Source organism: Thermicanus aegyptius DSM 12793 (assembly GCF_000510645.1).
Lineage (GTDB): Bacteria > Bacillota > Bacilli > Thermicanales > Thermicanaceae > Thermicanus > Thermicanus aegyptius.
Map to the genome: position 1 here is coordinate 2,629,728 of NZ_KI783301.1, position 22,492 is coordinate 2,652,219.

Consider the following 22,492-nt stretch of genomic DNA (forward strand, 5'->3'; position numbering starts at 1 on the left):
ATGCCCTCCTAAGGAATAAGCTGCCTAAACTTATCTTCCATCGTTTTCGGATCCACCACACCGATCACTTTATCTACAATCATTCCGTCACCCTTCACAAAAAACGATGTGGGTATCGATCTTACTTGATAAATGTCCGAAACCTTCCCTTTTTCATCTAGTAACACAGGAAAGAGGAACCCGAACGTTTCTGCGAATTCTTTCGCTCCCTCCACACTGTCGCTAGACGTCAAGTTTACCGCATAGATTTCAATTTGATCGCGATATTTCTCATAAAGCCGAACGAACTCGGGCGCCTCAATTCTGCACGGTCCGCACCAGGAAGCCCAAAAATTGATGACGACCGGTTTACCCTTCAAGCCTTCAAGCGAATACGTTTTTCCGTCCAAAGCCTTCAGTTCAAACGGCGGAGCCTGATAGCCGATCTTCGGCAACGCTTCGAGATTTTTTGAAGTCGACTGATACATGGCCAGAACAACCAAAAAGACAATGACCACTAAAATCATCCATTGCTTTTTCAACGCTTTTCCTCCACTTCAGAATAGAGTCCAATAGGTTAACGTATCGCTGCTTCCAAGGAGAATAAAGAAGACACCCGATGCTTTTTGAATCCAACCGCCCCAACGTTTCATTCGCTTTACGAGTACTCGGTCCAATCCGAAACCTACGGTCAGGCCGGCAATAAACAACAAAGGCATCGCCGTCCCCACCGCAAATACCGACGGCAACAGAACACCGTAGGAAGATTGGAGAGCGAGAGGCATAAGGGAACCGAAAAATAAGACAAACATGGTCGGACAGAATCCGATTGAAAACGCAACACCCAGGAAAAAGGCCCCGCTTTTGCCCCCTTTCCGTTCCGACCATCTTTGGATCGCAGAAGAAAAACGCGCGACAAATTGAAACGGTAATCGGATCCAACCGAGCAGAAATAGGCCGATCACGACAAGCAGCGGACCGAGGAGTTTCCTCGACCACGAAAACAACGGAATAAAATCGGTAGAAATCTGCCGTCCAAACGCCCAAAACAGCGCTCCAAATAAACTGAAAACCGCCATTTTCCCCAGGAGATACATCACGGTCTCCAGCCAAGACAACTTCGCCTGCACCTGTCGATTCCCAAAGTATGCGATCGCCGCCGCGTTGGCTGAAATCTGACAGGGAGCGACCGATCCCACGATCCCCAAAAACAAGGCAGCCAAAAAAGCAATATCCGTATGAGCTGCATTTGCAAACGGGCCACTCAAAAAATTGCTGATTTTGGTGAAAAATTCGTACATGTCCTCCCCCCTAAAATCCCGCCATTCCGCCAAAGAGTTCAAACAGGAAGATCGCTATTAAGAGCATCCGTTAAATTAGAAGCGCTCGGGACTCTGCCATTGTGACTACGCTTCGTAGTGATCCAGGTGCAGAAAAAGGTGGTTTATGAAGAACACCCACCCATCCCCATGCTTAACATGGCGAATAAGATCCACACGGACAGGATCACCGTATTCCAGCGAAAAAAAGAAATGGAAATTGGCTTGTTGGGTTCAAGAACCTGCAAGATGCGAAAGTTCATCGCCGCGTCGGCAAAAGAAACGCCCACAATCACTTTGTGACGATTTCCCCAATTCGCCATACGCAGCAGCACTTGCCCCAGGTAATATTCGGTTCCCATCTGACGCATGGCATAGCGGTCGGCCAAAAGCTCTTTCCATGTTTTATAATGCAGCGCCGCGGCTTTTATAATGGGAATATACCCGAAGCCGTCTGAAATGACGGCGAATAAAAAAGCCTTAAGCGGATCGTAATGGCGGCAATGATACATTTCATGCAGGAGAATCGCTTCCGCCTCCCGTTTGGAAAACAGTCGGAAAAGTCCGGTCGAAACGATGATTCGAGGCTTTAACAGCCCCATGGTTAAAGCGATAAACCCATCGTCTTCAACCACCACAAACCGTATCCTCCCATTCCGGTACCTGTCATTCAGCCGTTTGGTTAGCCTGGGGTCCGTTTTTTCCCGGAACCAATGAGTCCATTTACGGGTCAAGTACCATTGCTTGATGAGGCGCCAAAAGATCCGAACGGAGGAGTATGCGATCAAAAGATTTAACAATACCTGGATGAAATTGTACCCTACGCTTGCCTCTTGAATAATGGTGAGACAATATTGAAACAAATCCCATTTGATCGGTACGCCCCATACTTGATGAGCTACAAATAAGCCCATCTGAAACAATACCAATAAACTGAAAAGTATGACGAAACCAAAGGATAAGTTGAGTTTCAAAGCGGGTTTCATGGCTGTTTCCTGCTTTTCATCCGATTTAATTTTTCCTGAAGTTTGGCGATCAAATCAGGATCAGCCTCATCCAGCGCGTCGATCATATGATTAATAACGAGATCGCCGTATTCATGGATAAGCCCGTAGGTCACCGCTTTGGTCTGTTCGTTTAAAAACTGTTCTTTGGTCTGCACCGGTTCGTAATAAGAAGAGCGTGCTCTTCCCCTTCCTACGATTTTCTTTTGCAGATGTCCTTTTTCCAGCAATCGATTCATCACCGTCATCACCGCGTTAAACGAAATCGGGGCTTCCTTATTCAAAATTTCCTGAACTTCCTTGATACTCAACCCTTTTGCGGACCAGAGAATATCCATTATTCGGGCTTCGAGGGGACCGAAAAACCGATTGAGTCCTTCTTCGTTCATATTCAATCTCTTCACTTTCATCATCTCTTTCCACCCCCTTACACTACTAATTGTAGTATAGATGACATGAGCGAGTCAACAACAATCCAGGGTCTATCATCTGTACGCCTGAAATCAAAAAAGCGATCGCATAAAATCGATTTTATGCTTCGCTCAGCAAGCCGACCGCATCCAACGCAGATTTTAGCGGAATGGACAGCAGTGCGAGGTATGACCGGTTACTTCATCACGCCCATGTATTTCCCCTGCGGAGAGAGAGCGACCGAATGAAAGGAATGAAAGAAGGGAGAGCTTAGTCTTTTGCATAGGGGAGTTGACGAATTCAATCGAACAAAAATGTCCATTTTCAAATGGCCATTGACATTGCCTTAAGCTTATTTGAATGAAACCTCCAATTCATATCCCGTCAGTGCTTTGATTTTTTCACGGATCCGTGTTACTTCCTCTACCTCAGGAACGGAATCCAACTTGACGGAGACAACGGCCTTGTCCGTAAAAATGGAAGGGTTTTTCTTCACTTGCCAATGAGGAGGAAGGGACTCCATGGTCAACCGTATAATCTCATTCTGCTTCGGGGTTTTGGCGAAGGTAACCGGCATACCGATCAGGTAAGAAAGTTCCTCCATATCGGCTTCATGCCGTATCGCGATCTCCGGTGAGATGAAGTGAAGCTCCATGATCGTAACGTCTGCGGTATGCCTTAAACTTGTTTTATAAAGTGTAATACCCCGCTTGTCCGCCCACTTTTTCGCTTCTTCCATCGCCTGATTATTTTCAAGCCGCTTTGAAGGCGTTTTGGCCTGGTACAAATGCGCTTCCTGCTCCAATGATCGATTGGTCGGCATCTTTTCTTTAAAAAATAATTCAAATCCGGTAATTTTTTTCCACTCGGCCTCGATCATCGCGGCGTTTTCCGGCCTGTCCATCGGCAGGACCACTTTCCGTTCCTGAATATGGATGGAAGGAGGTTGCGTTAAACCGCCCAGTAATTTCGAAAGTTCATGTTGCATGAGATCTTGACGAACAGATGGGGAGAAGTCAACGTTCCAACCTGTTTCCGAATGAATCAATTGTGCAATCTCTTTTCTCTCTTCATCATGAACCGCATGTGGAAAGTCAAAATAAATCGTTATCCTCTCTTGCGGCGTACCCGGATCATCAATCCCACAGCGAAGATAACGGGGATGCCCCTCCAAAAGCAGTCTAACCCGCTCCATCGCTTGGGTGGGATTAATTTTCAGTCCTTGAATTGATAAATCGAAATGAATGAGCCTCTTTTTGCTCTCTTCATCGATTAGGTAGAGCGCTTTCCCCTCTCCATCATTTGCCTTTTTCTCCCGCGGAAGAGCTTGCAAGGCGAGTGCCGCGGCTATTCTCTCCTGTAAATTTTCCAGTTGAAGTTTTTCGATCACCTCATTCAGCGTCACATATTGATTGGGCAATAAACTCCAATCCAAATCCTTAAGGTATGGCAGACTAAAGGATAGAACGGGCTCCGCCCATTCTTTCAATTCATCCATCGAACGATTCCAGGGGCCTAGTGTCTCGATCACCTGATCGATGCGTAATTTCAGTTGCTTCCCTCTCAAGGTTTGGCAGATGAAGGTTTTGGTTCGTTCATGGACACCCGTACAGATCGCCAGCCCAACGCTGCCTTCACTATGTTCATAGAGCAACAGTTGTCCTACCTTCTCCTGCAGAGAGGGATCCCTTTGTGAGGTGTATCGTTTTCCGACAATCCCCTTTCCAGATCTGCGCCGCTCAAATGGGTAAGATTCTCCATTCTCCGCCAAGATGGGATGATGCTTAGGGTCGACAAGTCCTTGCAGCTTAGTTCTTGCTTCGTCGTCGCCATGAACCAGCAATGTATAGGTGGGATTGACCACCTGAATAAAACGCGTTAATTCTTGGGCGTCGGCATGGGCGGAAAGACCATACTTCGCAACACGGCATTTCACCTCATAACTTATCCCACCCAGTTCAAGATGATCTTCGATCCCTTCGGCAATATGGAGAAGTTTTCTCCCGGGGCTCTCCTCATCCTGATAACCCGTGATGAAAATCGCATTCTTTTCATCGTGAAGGAGCCTTTCGGCATACCAGGAACTTGCCCCGCCGATCAGCATCCCGGATGAAGCAACGATGCATGCCGGTTTGCCTTTGAGTACCTCTTCCCGTTCCTTCGGATTGACCGCTTTACAGCGCCCTTCTGTCAAAAATACATCGCCATGATTTTTGATTCGATAGGCAACAGGCCCTTTAAGATAGTGGGGGTATTGGTTATAGATGTGGCTTACGGGGGTGACGAGTCCATCTACATAGATGGGAAATTCCGGAATAAGCCCCTTTTCCATGTAGTCCTGCAAAATGAGCAGCACCTCCTGCGCCCTTCCCAAGGCAAAGGCAGGAATGAGGGCAAAACCGCCGCTCGCAACAACATCCGCCACATCTTTTGCCAGGCGGCTTTCCTCCGTATGGCGATCCAAATGGGCGCGATTCCCATACGTTGCTTCAATGATGAGTACATCTGGGTTTATTTGATGAGGGACCTTAGCGCCTGGGATCGTCCGCCCTGCTTTAAAGCTTATATCACCGGTGATGAGGAGCTTCTCCCCTTCTCCCTCAATGAGGAACATGACGGCTCCTAAGATGTGTCCTGCGCGGAAGCTGGTGATGTTCAGATTGCCCACCTTCAACACTCCGCTTGCAGGGAAAAAGAGGAGTGCGTTCAACAGCGTCGACACTTGCTCCTCCGTATAGGGAGGGAGCGTATTCGTCTCTCTGCTGCGCTGTTCTAAGATTTTATACGAATCTTTCATCATGATTTTCATTAAATCGATCGTCGGCGGCGTGGCATAGATGGGGACATTGGGATATAGGGTATGGACGATTGGCAGAGCACCAATGTGGTCTGCATGCGCATGGGTAACAAGAATCGCCTCCGGCTCATTAAAATCAGCCAGCATGCCTAATGCCGGGAGCAAATCATCCCCATGCACCCTCATCCCCGCATCAATGATGAGACTCGTGCCCGCGATCTCTACATGGACGCAGGATGCTCCTACCTCGTTCCCTCCGCCTAAAATACTTACCTTCATCGTGCGATTCACCCTTTATTCACTTACTTACTACCCCATTGTCTGCGAAGATACGTGATCCTCATCAAAGTATACCATAAACGCATCTCCCTTGCCCGGGCCGTGGAGGCCGCTGGTTCGTAGAACGAAATCGCGGACGGACACGGCTTTGTGTAAATCGACCGGAGAACCTGTTTTTCTTACCAAAAACGGCGAAGGAGATCTTGTCGTCATGGATATAGAGGCGTTTACCCGCCGTGAAAAAATGCTGAAGTTGCGGGAAGAACTATTAGCCGTCGAGGAAGATCGATTGGCAGGGCGTGCCGGAGTTACGCCGGACGAACTGAACAGCTATCTGGAAAGCATCATTGATGAGGTGGAGCATGGAAAAGAAACCTCAATATAGGGTGATGGTTTCCGACCGTGCCCGTCAGATGCTGGCGGGCCATGTCCCTTTTCTGGCGCAGAAAAGTCCCCCGCCATCCGCAAGGTAAAAAACGACCTGATGGATGCTATCCGTTCTCTGCACCAAATGCCGGAGCGTTTTCCATTTCTGGAGGCGGAATTTATCCCACCGAATAAATATCATAAGATGTTTGTAGAGAAATGGTATTTGATTTTGTATCAGACCAAAGATCTGATAGTGTACGTTGATGATATCGTTGATTGCAGACAGGATTATCGTTGGCTGGTGCGGTAGATTTTTACTAGATTATGATCTCTCAGCGATCAGCACACCTCACACAGTTTCCTCGATGTCATATCCATTTAAAAAATAAAAAACGGTTCGGGCACTTCCCCATCGATCGGATCCGTACCCTCCGAACTTAGACCCGACCCCGACAGCCACATCAGTTCCCGTGCACGTACTCAACCGCACCGTTGCTTGTTCTTCCGCGCCATATTGCATCCACGATCATCTTCATAGAGCAACTCTCTCTTCCCGTTCATCATCGTCGACATCTTCCTCAAAGCCGATCCCCATGCGGCCGAACCATCGCTTCTCCCGACATCCAGGGGTGGTGGATGAGATTTGCCGACAAAACCGGCGCAAGTTGCGGAAGCTCGTCCAGATTAAACAAAGCGACCGCCCGATCAACGTCGCCGGGATGGCGATCCCCGACTACCATCGACCCGCACTGAACAACTTCCTGGACCGAGGCCAGATTTTTCGCTTTATTGACAAAACTCCTATGCCGCTTGAGTAAACCGAATATAGTCATTCATGCAAGCTTCATTCCCTTTACGAGAATTCCAAATCGCAAGGCTCGTTTCAACAAACTTTATCGATTTCATAATCAACAGAATCGTCAGCTTCGCCCGTCAAACAAGTAACGCATGAATGCCATCCTGCAACAGCGGTTCCAATCGCCCAAATCGGTTGACCGCATTGGCTGCAGCAAGCTCCATGTTCTTTCGCGGAACCGGATGCATTCAGGGCTCTCAATGAGATTCTTCTTGTTCTCTTTTGGATTGTTCTTCATATACAACGCTACGAACTTTGGCTCTCACCGAGTTTCGCAATGACATCCGCGACCTACGCCCTAACCGTGTACATCTTTTTTTGCAAAAGTTGTACGCGCCGACAAAGGAGGATTCTATCATACCATCCCGTCAGACAAAACCACATGTTGAAAACATCACGGTATCTACCTGCTTTCACAATGCAGTTCGATCCATCGCTCAGGATTCGAAGTATTCCACAACCCGATCCCGACGCTTTTCTTCACCGGCTTTCAGCAGCCTGAACAGGGTTTCCAAATCCCCTGCTTCTTCCATCAATTCTTCCCTGGCTTCCCGGACTTCTTTGACAATCGGATCTTCCCACTCCTTCATTTATTCATCCCTCCCCATTAATTCGTCTGGTGTGACGATTGTCGGCAAAAACAATCGATGCTTCAAGTTGTATTCGTTCAGCTTTTTGATGACGGAGCCATGCGCTAAGTGCTTACAGTTCCAAGTCAGCATAAAATCCATTTTATGCTTCACGCAGCAGGCCAGATGGACCGCATCCAACGCAGATTTTAGCGGAATGGACAGCAGCTCGAGGTATTGCTTAGCCAATGCCATAATCTCGTCGGTAATCGGCAACAAAGGGATGTCGGCAATATACCTCATTCTCCGTTCAGCTACTTCCGGGTCGCCTTTTGCCGCTTCCTGGACAACCGCCTCAGAAATGAACAAATCAAACCGTTTTTTATGAAGTTGCCACCAATCGTGCGTTATCTGCTGATGTCCGGCCACAACAATGTCCCTGCTTGCCCGTACCGCCAAATAACTCGGAATCGTAGTTTCAATGTACACCGTCTCTCTTTTGGTACGGACCATCCCGTCACCTCATTTCTTGTTTTTAGTATACCACAAGGCGGCCGGTCTTAAAGCAGGCAAAACGCATCCACGATCGCACTGCACCAAAATGGTTTCGTTCTTTGAAACCGGTACATTCATGGTTACTACTTCCTTTCATGAACCATAGAAAAACAAGGGTGACATGAGTTCACCCTTGCATTCAATTCTCGTTTTTTTCCTCGTTCGCTTTCCGCACAAAAGCCAATGCTGCTTCTTCGTTCGCCAATCATGCAATCGCAATATTGGTGTCCAATAAATAACCATTCTCGCCCACTTTACGAGTCCCATTCCTTACGTATACGACTTACTTCTTCTTGTAATTCTTTGGCCCGTTCATGGGTCAGAAGCCCTGCAGATTCAAGAATATCATCAATCAATCATCGTCTTCCAACTCGATGGTTTCGTTATCCAGATCAATGGTTACTTTACGATCCGTTATGTTTAACTTGGCTAGCAAAAATTTGAATTGTTCAACCGTTTCCTTGTCCAGCTTTTTCGGGATCATGCCCGATCACCTCCGTTACGCAACAAAAGCCCCAAGGACAAGTTATCCTTAAGAGCTTCGTTTCGTATTTGGTGCCGGTGAAAGGGGTCGAACCTTCACGGGGGGTTGCCCCACACGATTTTGAGTTTGAGGAGGCGCAAGGAGGTGAACGCACGTTCGCAAAAATCCGAGAAGCCTTGTGACATAAGGAATTTCAGGGGTTGTAAATTTTTCCATTCAAAAAATACGTCCCGCGATTTTGCGAAGGGTTTTGTGCGCTCGTACTTCCCCGGGTTGTACGAAGCCAAGCCCCCTCAACCTCGCACAACTTTGACCGCGCCAAACTCCCAATAAACGGGAGGTTGACGAAAAGTGTCGAAGGACAAAGCCGATGCCAGTGTAAAACTTTCCTTGCCCGCCGACGTTTCCTCACGGGCCCAATTCAGCGAAGCCGTCCGCCTGTTTCTGATGGACTGCCGGTTCCGAAATCTTTCTCCGATGACCATCGAAGGTTATCATACGTATTTGCGGTTCCTGCAGCGCGATCTCGACCAATGGGGGCTTTCCCTGAATACCCTCACCCCAAAAGATCTCGCTGTACGGATGGTCAACGAAATGCTGGAACAGGGATTCAAACCGAATACGATCAACGGAAAAATTCGGACTTGCCAGCAATTTTTCAAATTTCTACATCTTGAAGGCATCTTGGACGCAAACCTTGCGGAAGGTCTGAAACCCATTAAAAATGATCGCAAAATGGTCCAAACTTTCACCGAAGAGCAAGTCCAGGCTATCTTGCGTCAACCGGATCGCACAACGTTTACCGGACTGCGCGATTATACCATGATGCTGGTTTTGCTGGATACGGGCATGCGGGTCAATGAATTAACGCAAATGAAAATTTCCCATATCGACTTTGAGGAGAAGACCGTTCGCATTCCCATGGGCAAAGGCCGGAAATTCCGCGTCGTCCCCATTCAGCAAACGTGTGTGAACGCGCTAAGGGAATATCTGGAGGAACGGGGGGAACACGAATTTGATGACCTCTGGGTCACCGTCTTCCATCAACCCTTCCGACGGTACGGGGTCATTCAAATGATCAGCGGCCACTGCAAAAAGGCCGGGATCAAAGGGGTGCAAGGTTCCGCCCATACGTTCCGCCACACTTTTGCGAAATTCTTTTTAATAAACGGCGGCGACATCTTTACCCTGCAATATCTGTTGGGGCATACGACATTGGAAATGACCCGTTACTACGTGGAACTGTTCAGCAAGGACCTTCACAAACAGCACGAAAAATGCAGCCCGGTCGAACACCTTGCCGGGGATTTGGAAGAAGAGGTGCAATAACATGGACAGGCCCGTAACGCGCCGGAAAAACATCGTCAAAGCGGCCGCTGTAAACACCGCCATCCCGAAACGCCCCGCCGATTTTGCGGATCTGGTAAAGTCCTTTCTTACGGAATGCCGGGCGAAAAATCTGTCCGGACGCACTCTTCAGTTTTACGAAGAGAACCTGGTCCGGATGAAAAAAATGTTTGATGAACAGGGGATCCCCTTGAACGTGACCATGCTCACGGCCCGGGAGATCAAGCACCATTATGTGGGCCGGATGATTGAAAACGGCCTGGCCAGCAATACGATCAACGGCCGGATCAAAAGCTGCAAAGCGTTCTTCAAGTATTTGTTTGAAGAAGGGATCGTCCCTCATAACCTGGCGGAAGAAATCAAACTGGTGAAAGCGGAAAAGAAAATGATTCAAACGTTTACGAAAGAACAGGTGGTTGCCTTGCTCCAGCAACCCGACAAAAAAACGTTTACCGGGTTACGGGATTACACGATGATGGTGGTCATGCTGGAAACCGGAATAAGAATTGGCGAACTCCTCCATTTAAAGGTGGATGACGTTTTTCTCAAAGAGCTTGAACTTCGCATCCAAAAAGGCAAAGGAGGGAAAGCGCGGCGGGTCCCCATTCAAAAAACATGCGCCAAAATCCTGAAGCAGTATCTTGGGGAAAGGGGCGATGCGGCAACGGATGCCTTGTTCATCAGCATTAACGAGGCACCGCTAAATATCCGGACCTTTCAGGAAAATGTCCAGGAGTACGGCAGGAAGGCCGGGATTACAGGAGTCCGCGTTTCCCCGCACACTTTCCGGCATACCATGGCCAAGTTCTATATACTAAATGGCGGCGACGTCTTCACCCTGCAACAAATTCTGGGGCACAGCACCCTGGACATGGTCCGGTATTACGTGGAATTGTTCAGCAAAGATATCAAAGAGCAGCATCAAAAATACAGTCCCGTTGAACATATGGCCCGGTACCGAAACGTGATATAAAATGGCTCCCCTCGGAGAAGGGCATCTGCTTCCGGGTGCCCTTCTTAAATACCCGCTGGTACTCGACTGAAATTCATTGAAAGGAAGTAGTCCTAAATCCCATGGCTTAAAACCTCGACATTTGCTTGTTCTAACATTTGATAAAGTGAGGATATTTCAATTTTATATTGATTAACTGCTCTCAATTGACCATTCCTCAATACTTCTCTTGAAGCACTAAATGTAAAGATTACTTGCCGTTTGGCTCTAGAGAATGCAACGAAAAAGGCACATAGATCTGCATCCGTTTGATTTTTGAAATTCCAGAACGCATCATCTTCTAACCCCAAAAAAATTACTGTATCGTATTCCAACCCTTTACTCTTATGTATTGTCATAATAGGTATACTATTGTTACCTAAAAAATCTTCAATTGCCTCGATCCAATTACCGCATATTACAAAGGACTCAGCTATTTTATTACTTACTGTTTCAACCAGACCTGCAAGATATCTGCCCCTCGAATATTTTGGAAAGGCACCAAGTATTTTTTCTATCCCTAAATACTCTAATATACTCCTAAAAAGTCTAATGATTTTTTCATTACAATTATCTTTTGTAACCTGATTTACCTTGCCTTTTAAACATTCAATAAAATCATTGAGCTCGTATTCCTGTCTTAACAAAAGTTCTTGTACCTTTTCATCATCCGTGTCATATCCATTAAGGTCAACTAGAAAGTTAATCAATCTCTGCCAAGACTCAGGTGAATGTGTATGTGTAGCCAGTGTTAAAAAATCGATAAAGAGTTGTGTTAACTCTTCCGCTAGCAAATCTTGATATTCCCTTTCAAATCTCGCCTGAATCCCCCGTTGCTTAAGTTCCATTAATAAAGCATTTGCGTATATATGCTCTTGTTGCTTTACCAAAATACATATTTCTCGTGGTGGTATTTTTTCGATATGTGTTAATTTTTGTAGGGCAGATGCAACATAAACAGCCTCTTGTAAATGATCACTAAATGTCCAAACTTGGCATATTCCGTCCTCTCTGCGCCATCTTTCAGAACTGCTTACCTTAACCGAGTTTGATCTTATCGCTTTAGCAAGTATATTTTGAATTTCTACTAACCTTGGAGCAGACCTATTATTCTTTATTAAACGAATCTCTGAAGCATGAAAATCATGAATAAATTGAGAGAAAGCATTTGGTAATGCTCCTGCCCATCCCATAATACGTTGTTTGTCGTCCCCAACAGCAGTCAAAATTGCATGCGAATCATGGAAAGCAGTCCTTAATAAATCATACTGAATATAAGTAGTATCTTGAAATTCATCTAAAAATATATGACTGTAAGTAGCTCTAAGTGCAGAAATGATATACGGATTTGATCTCAACAAAAAATCCGCAAGCCTAGAAATCATTGGAAATGTAAGAGTGCTTTGAAGTGTATTTTTTCCATGTATTAATACTTCCCAAAGTTTTCTGACTATCCAATCGTATAAGCTATCACCTTCTTCTTGCAGAGGAAGAGGAGAACTTGTTAATTTTTTAAATAATTTATCAAAATTTATTTCATATTGCCAGTTCGGATGGTAAGGATGTCTTTCTGTTATATATCCTAGTGCGATTTCCTTTATCTCCCTTGCAGTTAAAGCAATATTATAATCTTTGATAGGTCTGTATTCCTCTGGTAAGGCTAGTCGAAATTGATCAAGCAAATGCTTAGCAAAAGAATCAAATGTCCTGGATTCGAAGCGACGAGCCAGTTCTTTACCGCATCTTTTTTCTACTCTACTTAAAAGATTTTCTGCTGCATCCACTTTAAAACTTATTGCCAATATTTTTTGAGAAGGAATACTCTTTCCTGTTTGTAACAAATAGCAAGCTCTTTGAGCTAGAAGTTCTGTTTTTCCTGCACCAGGCCCTGCTATAACTACTATATTTGTATCACATTTAACTGCAATTTCAGCTGCTGGCTCCAGAATCAGTCCATCTGCTGGAAACCATTTATCTGAGGGGACAAAAATTGACATTCCAACCACCTAAAGTTGTAAGAGTTCCTTTACCTTGAGAACTAATTTTTTCAACACCTCAGGACAGCTTGTACGCAGGGTTTTCTTATCAAGTGTAAGCATGGCTTCTATATGTGTACTTGGTTTGCTTCGTCCTAGAAATAGAGTATTGTACCAAACCATTAATTCATGCTGCTCTTCAGAGTACGTTTCTCCTGTACTATTTTCATTTTTTAGAGTAGCTTTTATCCCGTGTTGTAATTTTTGATAATATTCCTCAGGTTGAGTCATTTTATCAGGTAGATTGGGACCACGTAGAACCGTTTGTTTATAGGGTTTCTGAAAAGCTTCTAACATGAGAAAATCAAAATCCAACGGAGCCGAAAAAAATACATTGTATTTTTCCAGCCTGCTTATCCAGACTTTTTCCATTATCTCGATGGATTTTTCTGTTAACGGACGCTCGTGAAACTGTTCAAGTTCATCTTCTGTTATCGTATGGGACTTACCATTCCTTGTGACTCCCAACAATTGATCCCGATCATGTCCGTTTGCAAGCAATTGCTGAAGAACATATTTTATTCTACCCCATCCACCGCCTACACGTTCTCTGTCTAAGTCGAGTAAAGTAATATGAGGTATGTTTAATTGATGTAAAAGTTTCCATATATGATTAACATGCCTGCCACCTAACGGAACTATAGTAAGTCCTTCGTTATCTGTTGATATCCCATGTGCCTCCAATATTTTGGGTAAGACGACTTCTTCACTGTCCCCTTCTCCTAAAATAACCAATTTTGCAAAATATATTTCTGGATGAGCTTTAACAGCTTCTCTAATAAACTTATACGCCTCATCGGCTTTAGGTGGAAGTGCAATCCTTCTCACAACTGTCGTGTTAGCCTTATTATCAATTCGCAAATGACATATGTTTTCAGGCTCGATTCTTTTTATTATTGCTGTGCTATGTGAAGATAATAATACCTGAGCATTATCTTGAGACGAAATTTTTTTTAGATTATCTGTAACCCTACCTAAAAGATGTGGTGATATATGATTTTCTGGTTCTTCTACTGCCAAAATTGTAAACGCCGGGACTAAATTATTGTTTAATTGCTGCTCAAGTTTCAGCAATGAGGATACAAGGGATAAATAAAAAAGTGAACGTAGTCCTTCTCCAAGTTTATCTATGGTATATATACTCGAATCCTGTGCTGGAGAAAATTGGACCTCTATTTTTTTAAGTATAGTCGATAATGTTGTACTGTTAAATTCTATATTTGTATTTTGATATTTAATATCACGGTGGTACTTATTCCATTCTTCTTGTATTACATCTTTTATCTGGGCGATATCTTCAATTCCATCAAATAGGTCATTTACAGGTTTCATATTGTTTCTTATCAATTCGTCCATGTTTTCTGGCCATTTTATTTTTTTTAGTATACGATACAAAATTGTACCTGAAGCATTTTTTAACTGTGTCAATGGTTCTCTGATAGCTGGAACATAAATCATTTGGATTGCGCTGCGTTGATGGGGAGAGACTCTAGTCAGGGCATTGGTCTCATCCTCTCCTTCAGGGACAGTAACAAAATTTAAATTCTGTTCAACTTCCCCCTCTGGAGTATTACTTGGAGACCACTTCCCCGTTAATCTAATACGTAAGTGGGGCACTTCACCAGGCCTGTCTATAACTAATTGGTTAAAAAAGGGAGGTACACTCTTTTTAGCTATTAATTGATCAGTTGAGAGTAGCTCAGGAAAGTCAATTCTTACTTCAATTGTACATTCCAATTCCTGTTCAGCTTGAACTGAGAAATGAGGAACGTGAAAATCATCTCTAACTAATTCCCTATCACTGGGCCTTGTACCAAATAACTTTAATAACGCATGTATTAGTGCCGTTTTTCCTGAACTGTTCGCCCCAATCAAGGTAGTTAGTCTAGATAAATAAATAGTCGTTTCCTCTCCAAAACACCTAAAGTTTCTTATTTTGATTTTGGTGATTTGCATTTCCCACTGTTCCCCCACACATAATACCTATAACAGACGTATCCTTTGTGCGATACTCCATAGAAAAAATTGTGTATTGCTTTATTCGTTATAATTCAACAATTTTCCTGCTATTTAACACTTGGAACTGCTTCTATTGCAATTATTGACCTTTTGCGATGTGAAAAACGGTGATAAAATCCCCAAAAGAAACGGTTGAAAATTCCCCACCCTTATCACAGACTCTCTCCCTGGAGGGAGAGAGACATCATGATCCGAAATGGGGAGTTCTATATGATCCACGAGATGAAAAAACGGGGAATGAGCATCTCTCAGATCGCCAACGAGTTGGGCAGAGACCGAAAAACAATCCGCAAATGGCTTCAGCAATCCGAGCCAGCCTATTACCAGCGTCACGTCAAGCGACCGAGCAAGCTGGATCCTTTCAAAGATTACATCCGTCGACGCATGGAAGAGGGCTGCCTAAACGCCAACGTCATCTTCGATGAGATCAAGGCCCAAGGATATACCGGCCGCAAAACCATTCTGCGCTCCTTCATGCAGCCTCTCCGTCCATCCGTCCTATCGAAAGCGACCGTGCGTTTCGAAACCTCTCCCGGCTATCAAGCCCAAGTCGACTGGGGCCGGTTCCGGGTGGATTGGAACGGGGAGCCGAAGCGGCTGTATGCGTTCGTCATGGTGTTAGGCTACTCCCGCATGATGTACGTCGAATTCACGGAGGACGAAAAACTCGAAACGCTCATGGGCTGTCATCTGCGGGCGTTCGAATACTTCGGCGGTCGTCCGGAAGTCGTTCTGTACGACAATATGAAAACCGTGGTCGCGGACTTTGACGAACGCGGACACGCCGTCTGGAATGAACGGTTTGCCCGTTTCGCGGCACATCACGGGTTTCTGTTGCAGAGCTGCCGTCCCTACCGGGCCAGAACGAAAGGCAAAGTGGAAAACGGCATCGGCTATGTCCGCAAAAACTTCTGGCCACGTGTCCGAACCTTCACCGGTCTGGACGATCTGAACCGGCAAGTTCGCGATTGGCTGGACACGGTCGCCAATGTTCGGGTGCACGGGACGACGCACGAGACGCCTCGTGAACGCTTGATTCGGGAAGGGCTCAAACCGTTCAACCCGATGCCTTTCGAGGAAGTGGATCGGCATGCGCGGAAAGTGTCGCCCGACGCATGCGTCTCGTATGAAAACAACCGGTATTCGGTACCGTTCGAATGGGTCGGCCAAATCGTCCACATTCAAGATCTCAAGAACGGACGGATTCGGATTTATCATGGGGAACAGCTTGTGGCCGAGCACCCCAAGGCGACGGGAAAACATCAACGCATCGTCAATGAAAAACACTTCGAGGGACTGCAAACCACCAGCCGGCATAAGATTCCCCAACCGATGCCCAGGCTGGTTCCGCAAGCGATCCCCGAAGTGTTGGAACGCGACTTATCCGTCTACGAGCAGTTTACCGATGAGGCGGTGAACGTATGACGACGCTATTGTATGAGCGCCTGCAAGACGCCTTTCAAGCGTTCGGATGGACGCGGATTCCCGAGGTAGTGGATCATCATGCCGAGGAAGCCGCCAAGCACAATATATCGTATTTGGAGTTTCTGGACAAGCTGCTGCAGGAAGAGCTTCTGGCCAAACGGGAACGGTTTATCCGCATGAAGACGCGGATGGCCCGCTTGCCGTTTCACAAAACGTTGGATCAATTCGATTTCAGCTTTCAACCGTCCATCGACGAACGGCGGATCCGGGAGTTGGCCACGCTTCGGTTTCTTGCGCACCGGGAGAACCTGATCTTTCTGGGACCTCCCGGCGTCGGTAAGACCCATCTGGCCGTGGCGATCGCGCTCGAAGCCATCAAGCAGCGGTACACGGTCTATTTTACGACTGCTCACGATCTGGTGGAGACACTCCAGCAAGCTCATCAGAACAACACGATCCGGCAGAAGATCAAAATGTTCACCAAGCCGAATTTGCTCATCATTGACGAAATTGGGTATCGAAGGATGGAGGACACGGCCGCCCACTTCTTCTTCCAGATCGTATCCGAACGATACGAGACCGGATCGATCATCTTAACGTCCAACAAAACGTATGGCGCATGGGGCGAGATCTTTGGCGATTCGGTCTTGGCGACGGCGATTCTGGATCGACTGTTGCACCATTCGACCACGATCAATATCAAGGGCGAAAGCTATCGCATCAAGGAAAAAAAGAAAGCCGGGTTCTTCCGTCCGGAAGGAGCCGAGGACAAACAAGAGTAGGTGGAAAAATTCGGCGCGAACCCGTCCCCTGATGGGGCGCATGAAATCGACCCAACTGGGGAATTTTCAGCCGATTATTTTGGATTTTTCAATCGGTCTGTCAAGCGTCTGTGAATATGTCAGGTTAACTGTTCTATGAAAATGTCAGGGAGATGATAGCTGATTAAACAGCCGCCGTCCTCTTGCAGACTAGCCGGATGCTGTGCTACGCTGTAACTGCTTGCTGGAGAATGGTTTTCTCCAGGGATGGTTTGCAGCGGGCTTGCGCGGGGACGCAGGCGCCGCTTCTTTTTTGGCCGTTGTTGGCGCCGGGGTCTGTGTGGCCTGTGTCTCCACACAAGGCCAGGCCCGCCCTTGATCCCACAGCCACACTTGTCCATCCATGCCGACACGCACTTCGACGACGCTCTTCGCTTCCCAGCGCGGAACACCGGGGACGGGCTTTGGCATGTAGCATTTCCCTTTCCAGAAGAACGTCTGCCCGCCGCTGATGCGCCGGTATTCCCGACGCGTGAAGATATGCTCCAAAGGCGTTTCGGGCAGCGGCCGGTAGGCCGGTTCAGCTTCTTGCGGCGCGACGGCAAACTGACGATTGTGCTTGGCGATAAGTTCCGGTAACACGCGATTGGCTTCCTCCATCGTGCACACGTTGCGCAGCCTAAGTTCGATCACCAGGCGATCCTGAAAGGTTTGCCAGAGCCGTTCGATCCGTCCTTTGGCTTGGGGTGACAGCGCCTCGATATGGGTAATGCCCAGATCGGCGAGGGCCTGTCCGAAGGTGGAAAGCGACGGCGGCTCACCGGCCAATTCCTGCTCGAGGGTTGGCTTGCCCTTGGGCGGGTGAAAAATGGAGTGTTGGTCGCTGTAGAGCGCAAGCGGTACGCCTTTGCGCCTAAGCCCCTCGATCATGACGGTCACGTAGCCCTCCAGTGTTTCGGTCGGGCGGAAGGTGGCCGCGACCACTTCCCCGGTGGCGTCATCGATGATGCCGTGCAGGGTGAGCATGGGACCGCGATCCTCCAGCCAGGCATAGGGAGAAGCATCGATCTGCCACAGCATGCCCGCCTGAGGTTTGCGGGGCCGGGGTCGGTGAGCCTTCGGACGACGGCGCAGCCGCGCGGGACGCAACCCGCCTTCCAGCAGAATGCGGCGGACCGAAGAGACGCTTAAATGGATGTTTTCGTGTTCGGCCAACAGCTCGGCAAAGTGGGTGGCATTGCTTCCGAAGTAGCGCTCCTGATACAGGAGCATAACGCGTTGTTTGAGCGAATCGGTCAAGGTGTGAGCCGGCTTACGGCCCCGATTCCCATGTGCGATCGCTTGTGCACCTCCGTGACGATATTTGGCCTTGAGCCGATACGCTTGACGGACACTGATGCCCAGGTTGCGTGCAACATCCTGTTCCGTGAGATGGCCGTCGATCCATTTTTCAATGACCATAACGCGTTTCAGTTCGTTCTTTGTCAAGGTGATCTGCTCCTTGCTCATACTGACATTTTCTCGGATCAGTTACACCCTGACAATATCACAGAACAACAACAGGATTTTTCAATCGGTCTTGACAGCGAAAAATGCAATTGTTATACTTTTCGATTCAAATTGCGTATGGGGGAGGCTTTTTGATGCTGTATTTTCTTTTCCGGCTTCCACAAGTTCACATAAATTTTCACCATATCCTGAGTCGTATGTCCTAAAATTTCTTGCAGGCTATAAGGGTCCCCGCCATTTAAGATATACATTTTCGCAAATGTATGCCTCAGGGTATGAGGACTAACCCGGACGCCTTTGATGCCCGCACGTTCTCCGTATTCCTTTAGCGTCTCCTGAAAAGTTCTGCCTGTCATCGGTAAGCCGTCTAAAGAAACAAACAAAGTGGGATTCGGGATCTCACCTCGAACTTTCAGATATTTTATCAGCACCTTTCGAACATCATCGCAAAAAGGAACGTCCCGGGGTCGTTTACTTTTCCCCAATACTCCAATCAAATAACATTGCTTCAGATCCACCTGATTCACTTTCAGCGTCAAAACTTCTCCCAATCTCAGCCCTGTATCCAGCATCAGATACAGCATGCAATAATCCCGAAACCCCGTAAAAGTCGATTGATCCGGTTGCGCCAACAATCCCAAAACCTGTTCCTCCGTGAACGAATAAATAACGGGACGCTGCCCGCTTCTTATTTTTAGGTTCGCCGCGGGATTGCTCTGTATCCATCCCTCTTTGTGCAAAAATGAAAAAAATCGTTTGATCGTTTTGATCCGGTTGTTGATGGTGTTTAGCGCATACTTCTTTTCATCGACCATATATGCGACAAAATGTTTTCGGAGTACGTCGACGGACAAACCTTCCACTTGAGGTTCTATGCCTTGTTCCAACATCATTTTACGATAACTATTCAAGTTCTCTTTTTCAAAATCCACCGTTCTGGGAGACGCCGTTTCCGTCCTCTTGGCCTGGAGGAAAAGATCGACGGCTTCATCCCACGTTAGTGTGCCATTCGAGCCATGATACGATTGTATTTCTGGTATCGTGTTTTTGCGCCGTTGTTTTTTGAAGAGGCTCTTATCATTAAAAAAAGGAACGACGTTGCTGTTCACCAGTCTTTCCCCCTCAGAATGATGGAGTCTTTTTATCCTCTTTGAATCATTTGCCGTTCGTGAACACCGAAGCGGTATTTCCGCAACCCGCTTTCCCAATAACTGTCATTCATACTTTTCGACACCGGGACATCTGCCTATGAAGTTCCCGTTCATCATTCCATATATCGCATCACTATGGGCGTTCGTGTACAACGTCAAGTTATTCCCCACATGGGCCATATGCTGCGCTCCATTGGTTGAAAAAGAGATATCATAGCCTTCATATGCTTTTTTTACCTTCCGTTTAAATTCATCAAAGGTCATAACGCATCACACCTCTAAAAAAGTATTAAGAAACCGGTTACCTTGCGTTCCGCAAAAAGAAGCTGACATCCTTGGTCTTCAATTTATCCATGAACGAAGCAAATTCTTGTTCGTTATCCACGTAAATTTCGATCACTCCAGTCTTTTGCCGCGGATTAAATCGTTTCCCGACGATCCTTCCCCCGCTGTTCGCCACCTCCCACACGTAAGTATCCAAATCCCCTTCATGATCGCATTCGCCAAAGACAAGTGTTTTAATCATCCGGCTACATCCTCCATTCCTGTTCAAAAAGTTAAGGGGTTACTTCTCCTGTATCAGCAACAGTTGGAAATCATTTTGTGCAACGGTTAGTCCATATACCTGTTTCAAACGTTCTGGACCTCTGTCAATAGATTGGACACATGGAATCGAGAAAATTACGCAACATAATCGTACATTTGTTCGCATTGAATGGGTGTGAGATACCCGATCGCCGAATGGACTCGTTTGCGATTGTAGAAAAACTCGATATATTCAAAAATCTTGCTTTGCGCTTCCTTGCGGGTCTTGAACTTTTCCAGATAAACGAGTTCCTTTTTGAGTATGCTGTGGAACGATTCGATGCAGGCGTTGTCGTAGCAGTTGCCCTTGCGGCTCATGCTGCCCTTCATCCCGTATTTTAGGAGCCGTTGTTGGTACTCATGGGAAGCGTATTGGCTGCCCCGATCGGAATGATGAAGAACCTTACCTTTGGGCCGCTGACGGCTGTAAGCCTGGTCCAGAGCTTGCAAGACCAGTTCCTTGGTCATCCGCTCATCAGCGTGCCAGCCTACGATTTTGCGCGTGTACAAGTCCATGACGCTCGCGACATAGAGCCATCCTTCGTCTGTCGGAACGTACGTGATGTCCGCCATCCAGACTTGGTTGGGAGCTTGCGCTGTGAACTGCTGATTCAGCACATTGTCATGCACTGGCAGGTTGTGCCTCGAGTTCGTCGTCGCCTTGTATTTTCGGACGGTGCGCGACTTAAGCCCCAACTCCTGCATGATGCGGGCGACGGTTTTCTCGGACACCCGCATCCCTTGCTGGCGCAAGACTTGAGCGATCTTCGGACTGCCATACAGACGGCGCGATTCCAGGAAGATGCGGCTAATTTGCTGTTTTAACCGTTCGCGGCGTTTTTTCCGTTCACTTTCCTTGCGCCGGGTCCATTGATAATAACCGCTCCGGGATACATTCAAAATCCTGCACATCTCCGACACCGGATACTTGGAGCGGTGCTTGTGAATAAACGAAAAGATCAGTTCCGGTCTTTTGCGAAGATGTGCATCGCTTTTTTTAGAATCTCATTCTCCATCTCAAGTTGGCGAATTCGTTTCTGCATGTCGAGGAAGGTCTTTTCCTCCATTTTCAGATTGCCGCTGCCGCGAAAAGCGTTGACCGGATCCTGTTTGAATTCGCTGATCCAACGGTACAAGGTATTGTCGGATACACCCAGTTCCCGAGCGACTTGCGCCACCGGTTTTCCCTGTTCCTGGATCATCCTCACGGTTTGGATTTTGAAGTCTTTGTCATACTTTTGACTCATCTTCGGACACCTCGATTTTGCTAAATTTATTGTCGCATTCTCGATTCTCGGTGTCCACTATTCAGTCTAGCATCATTCCGCAGCCTTCTGCCGCGCCAATGTTTCCACTACTGTCGGGTGTGCTGCAAACACCGTTAGCTTTAGGCGATATCCCGCTGCCTCCAACAAGCACTCGTAACGTTTGTCCAATATGTTCACCTTCTTTTGGTCAATTTTTTGTTACGCTTTGTTCCTGCAGGAAAGGCATCGTTCATGCCCTTTGTACACCTGGTCATAAATGGATGGCTCGACCCAAATCGTTTTCCCACAACTGCGGCAAGTAAACAATATTCGTTTCATATTAACGCCCCTATTTACCTATTTAAATGAATAAAACCGCCCCGAAGGACGGCTTTGAGTTTCCAAAACGATATGCTAAATTTCTTCAATATACGAGTCTGAAGGACCCTGAAATTTATTCATCATAATCAGACAATGGAACCTGTCCGGCACAAATCACAGCCGAACAAAATTGCAATCCCTCCATAATTCCTTGGTAAAACAACCTCTCCTTTTCCTTGGCCTGAATCCAGTTACTGCTCTCCTCCCATTCCAAAAAAATCTTAAACTGTTCGGGGTTCAAAACTTGCTTCAACTGTTCACGTAATGTCTCGATTTTTTGAAATTCCTGCCGGAGTACGGGATGGGCTTGGTTTTGCCGCTCCCACAAGTCAAACCGCTGCCGCAACGTCGAAATGAATTCGTATTCCATGCCACACCTCACATCGTCTCGATTGGGTGTGTCGATGGTAACTCTGCT

The 22,492-nt window shown here is 46.8% G+C and carries 21 protein-coding genes; 5 read left to right on the forward strand and 16 right to left on the reverse strand.

Annotated features, from left to right (window positions below; all coding sequences use genetic code 11):
- Positions 1-8: 8 nt before the first annotated feature.
- The 5 genes from THEAE_RS21075 to THEAE_RS0113930 all read right to left on the reverse strand — a co-directional run bounded on the left by THEAE_RS21075 (position 9) and on the right by THEAE_RS0113930 (position 5,789).
- Positions 9-521 carry a TlpA family protein disulfide reductase gene (locus THEAE_RS21075; RefSeq protein WP_039944470.1) on the reverse strand — a complete coding sequence of 171 codons (513 nt, stop codon included), beginning with the start codon at positions 519-521 and terminating at the stop codon, positions 9-11.
- 15 nt (positions 522-536) lie between these two features.
- Positions 537-1,280: an urease accessory protein UreH domain-containing protein gene (locus THEAE_RS0113915; protein WP_028987893.1), complete on the reverse strand. Its 744-nt coding sequence runs from the start codon at positions 1,278-1,280 to the stop codon at positions 537-539.
- 143 nt (positions 1,281-1,423) lie between these two features.
- On the reverse strand, positions 1,424-2,284 hold the full coding sequence (locus THEAE_RS0113920; RefSeq protein ID WP_028987894.1) for a M56 family metallopeptidase: 861 nt from the start codon (positions 2,282-2,284) through the stop codon (positions 1,424-1,426).
- The gene (locus tag THEAE_RS0113925) at positions 2,281-2,712 is read right to left on the reverse strand and encodes a BlaI/MecI/CopY family transcriptional regulator (RefSeq protein WP_028987895.1); all 432 of its coding nucleotides are present in this window, start codon (positions 2,710-2,712) and stop codon (positions 2,281-2,283) included. The genes THEAE_RS0113920 and THEAE_RS0113925 overlap by 4 nt, the downstream gene beginning before the upstream one ends.
- 353 nt (positions 2,713-3,065) lie before the next feature.
- Positions 3,066-5,789, reverse strand: coding sequence for an MBL fold metallo-hydrolase (locus THEAE_RS0113930; protein WP_028987896.1), 2,724 nt, complete (start codon positions 5,787-5,789; stop codon positions 3,066-3,068).
- A 211-nt stretch (positions 5,790-6,000) separates the two neighbouring features.
- Here THEAE_RS0113930 and THEAE_RS23580 point away from each other — a divergent pair, with 211 nt between their 5' ends.
- Complete coding sequence (locus tag THEAE_RS23580; RefSeq protein WP_245605564.1) at positions 6,001-6,174, forward strand: hypothetical protein; 174 nt, start codon at positions 6,001-6,003, stop codon at positions 6,172-6,174.
- A 562-nt stretch (positions 6,175-6,736) separates the two neighbouring features.
- On the opposite strand, the gene THEAE_RS23585 is transcribed toward THEAE_RS23580, so the two are convergent.
- The 4 genes from THEAE_RS23585 to THEAE_RS23720 all read right to left on the reverse strand — a co-directional run bounded on the left by THEAE_RS23585 (position 6,737) and on the right by THEAE_RS23720 (position 8,622).
- Positions 6,737-6,991: a hypothetical protein gene (locus THEAE_RS23585; protein ID WP_028987898.1), complete on the reverse strand. Its 255-nt coding sequence runs from the start codon at positions 6,989-6,991 to the stop codon at positions 6,737-6,739.
- A 460-nt stretch (positions 6,992-7,451) separates the two neighbouring features.
- Complete coding sequence (locus tag THEAE_RS23085; protein ID WP_156920636.1) at positions 7,452-7,604, reverse strand: hypothetical protein; 153 nt, start codon at positions 7,602-7,604, stop codon at positions 7,452-7,454.
- Positions 7,605-8,096 carry a type II toxin-antitoxin system VapC family toxin gene (locus THEAE_RS0113960; RefSeq protein WP_028987899.1) on the reverse strand — a complete coding sequence of 164 codons (492 nt, stop codon included), beginning with the start codon at positions 8,094-8,096 and terminating at the stop codon, positions 7,605-7,607.
- Positions 8,097-8,490: 394 nt separating this feature from the next.
- Complete coding sequence (locus THEAE_RS23720; protein WP_281169581.1) at positions 8,491-8,622, reverse strand: hypothetical protein; 132 nt, start codon at positions 8,620-8,622, stop codon at positions 8,491-8,493.
- Positions 8,623-8,973: 351 nt separating this feature from the next.
- Between THEAE_RS23720 and THEAE_RS0113970 the strand changes: the two genes are divergently transcribed.
- Together THEAE_RS0113970 and THEAE_RS0113975 are read left to right on the forward strand one after the other, a co-directional pair.
- A complete protein-coding gene (locus THEAE_RS0113970; protein ID WP_028987900.1) occupies positions 8,974-9,951 on the forward strand; it encodes a tyrosine-type recombinase/integrase in 978 nt (325 codons plus the stop codon).
- A 1-nt stretch (position 9,952) separates the two neighbouring features.
- The gene (locus THEAE_RS0113975; RefSeq protein ID WP_028987901.1) at positions 9,953-10,942 is read left to right on the forward strand and encodes a tyrosine-type recombinase/integrase; all 990 of its coding nucleotides are present in this window, start codon (positions 9,953-9,955) and stop codon (positions 10,940-10,942) included.
- A 92-nt stretch (positions 10,943-11,034) separates the two neighbouring features.
- On the opposite strand, the gene THEAE_RS0113980 is transcribed toward THEAE_RS0113975, so the two are convergent.
- Both THEAE_RS0113980 and THEAE_RS0113985 read right to left on the reverse strand, forming a co-directional pair.
- A complete protein-coding gene (locus tag THEAE_RS0113980; RefSeq protein ID WP_028987902.1) occupies positions 11,035-12,957 on the reverse strand; it encodes a UvrD-helicase domain-containing protein in 1,923 nt (640 codons plus the stop codon).
- A 9-nt stretch (positions 12,958-12,966) separates the two neighbouring features.
- Positions 12,967-14,952 carry an ATP-dependent nuclease gene (locus tag THEAE_RS0113985; protein ID WP_028987903.1) on the reverse strand — a complete coding sequence of 662 codons (1,986 nt, stop codon included), beginning with the start codon at positions 14,950-14,952 and terminating at the stop codon, positions 12,967-12,969.
- 249 nt (positions 14,953-15,201) lie between these two features.
- Between THEAE_RS0113985 and istA the strand changes: the two genes are divergently transcribed.
- Positions 15,202-16,440 carry an IS21 family transposase gene (gene istA / locus THEAE_RS0113990; RefSeq protein WP_028987904.1) on the forward strand — a complete coding sequence of 413 codons (1,239 nt, stop codon included), beginning with the start codon at positions 15,202-15,204 and terminating at the stop codon, positions 16,438-16,440.
- Entirely contained in the window at positions 16,437-17,222 is a 786-nt protein-coding gene (gene istB / locus THEAE_RS0113995) for an IS21-like element helper ATPase IstB (protein ID WP_028987905.1), read from the forward strand. Before istA ends, istB begins: the two co-directional genes overlap by 4 nt.
- A 189-nt stretch (positions 17,223-17,411) precedes the next feature.
- On the opposite strand, the gene THEAE_RS0114000 is transcribed toward istB, so the two are convergent.
- From THEAE_RS0114000 to THEAE_RS0114030, 5 genes are all read right to left on the reverse strand, one after another.
- Positions 17,412-18,689 carry an ISNCY family transposase gene (locus tag THEAE_RS0114000; protein ID WP_028987906.1) on the reverse strand — a complete coding sequence of 426 codons (1,278 nt, stop codon included), beginning with the start codon at positions 18,687-18,689 and terminating at the stop codon, positions 17,412-17,414.
- Positions 18,690-18,802: 113 nt separating this feature from the next.
- Positions 18,803-19,819 carry a tyrosine-type recombinase/integrase gene (locus tag THEAE_RS0114005; protein ID WP_028987907.1) on the reverse strand — a complete coding sequence of 339 codons (1,017 nt, stop codon included), beginning with the start codon at positions 19,817-19,819 and terminating at the stop codon, positions 18,803-18,805.
- A gap of 343 nt (positions 19,820-20,162) precedes the next feature.
- Complete coding sequence (locus THEAE_RS0114015; protein ID WP_028987908.1) at positions 20,163-20,387, reverse strand: hypothetical protein; 225 nt, start codon at positions 20,385-20,387, stop codon at positions 20,163-20,165.
- A 155-nt stretch (positions 20,388-20,542) separates the two neighbouring features.
- A protein-coding gene (locus THEAE_RS0114020) for an IS3 family transposase (RefSeq protein WP_198285773.1) occupies positions 20,543-21,693 on the reverse strand; the annotation gives its coding sequence in 2 pieces (ribosomal slippage) (positions 20,543-21,447 and positions 21,447-21,693; 1,152 coding nt in all).
- Positions 21,694-22,147: 454 nt separating this feature from the next.
- Positions 22,148-22,444 carry a hypothetical protein gene (locus THEAE_RS0114030; protein ID WP_028987910.1) on the reverse strand — a complete coding sequence of 99 codons (297 nt, stop codon included), beginning with the start codon at positions 22,442-22,444 and terminating at the stop codon, positions 22,148-22,150.
- Between the last annotated feature and the right edge of the window lie 48 nt (positions 22,445-22,492).

What these genes read in the sequence shown, in the direction of transcription:
- THEAE_RS0113915 (WP_028987893.1), bottom strand. Translation starts at nt 1,280, where the DNA reads ATGTACGAATTTTTCACCAAAATCAGCAATTTTTTGAGTGGCCCGTTT.
- THEAE_RS0113920 (WP_028987894.1), bottom strand. Translation starts at nt 2,284, where the DNA reads ATGAAACCCGCTTTGAAACTCAACTTATCCTTTGGTTTCGTCATACTT.
- THEAE_RS0113925 (WP_028987895.1), bottom strand. Translation starts at nt 2,712, where the DNA reads ATGAAAGTGAAGAGATTGAATATGAACGAAGAAGGACTCAATCGGTTT.
- THEAE_RS0113930 (WP_028987896.1), bottom strand. Translation starts at nt 5,789, where the DNA reads ATGAAGGTAAGTATTTTAGGCGGAGGGAACGAGGTAGGAGCATCCTGC.
- THEAE_RS23580 (WP_245605564.1), top strand. Translation starts at nt 6,001, where the DNA reads ATGGATATAGAGGCGTTTACCCGCCGTGAAAAAATGCTGAAGTTGCGG.
- THEAE_RS23585 (WP_028987898.1), bottom strand. Translation starts at nt 6,991, where the DNA reads ATGACTATATTCGGTTTACTCAAGCGGCATAGGAGTTTTGTCAATAAA.
- THEAE_RS23085 (WP_156920636.1), bottom strand. Translation starts at nt 7,604, where the DNA reads ATGAAGGAGTGGGAAGATCCGATTGTCAAAGAAGTCCGGGAAGCCAGG.
- THEAE_RS0113960 (WP_028987899.1), bottom strand. Translation starts at nt 8,096, where the DNA reads ATGGTCCGTACCAAAAGAGAGACGGTGTACATTGAAACTACGATTCCG.
- THEAE_RS23720 (WP_281169581.1), bottom strand. Translation starts at nt 8,622, where the DNA reads ATGATCCCGAAAAAGCTGGACAAGGAAACGGTTGAACAATTCAAATTT.
- THEAE_RS0113975 (WP_028987901.1), top strand. Translation starts at nt 9,953, where the DNA reads ATGGACAGGCCCGTAACGCGCCGGAAAAACATCGTCAAAGCGGCCGCT.
- THEAE_RS0113980 (WP_028987902.1), bottom strand. Translation starts at nt 12,957, where the DNA reads ATGTCAATTTTTGTCCCCTCAGATAAATGGTTTCCAGCAGATGGACTG.
- THEAE_RS0113985 (WP_028987903.1), bottom strand. Translation starts at nt 14,952, where the DNA reads ATGCAAATCACCAAAATCAAAATAAGAAACTTTAGGTGTTTTGGAGAG.
- istA (WP_028987904.1), top strand. Translation starts at nt 15,202, where the DNA reads ATGATCCGAAATGGGGAGTTCTATATGATCCACGAGATGAAAAAACGG.
- istB (WP_028987905.1), top strand. Translation starts at nt 16,437, where the DNA reads ATGACGACGCTATTGTATGAGCGCCTGCAAGACGCCTTTCAAGCGTTC.
- THEAE_RS0114015 (WP_028987908.1), bottom strand. Translation starts at nt 20,387, where the DNA reads ATGATTAAAACACTTGTCTTTGGCGAATGCGATCATGAAGGGGATTTG.
- THEAE_RS0114030 (WP_028987910.1), bottom strand. Translation starts at nt 22,444, where the DNA reads ATGGAATACGAATTCATTTCGACGTTGCGGCAGCGGTTTGACTTGTGG.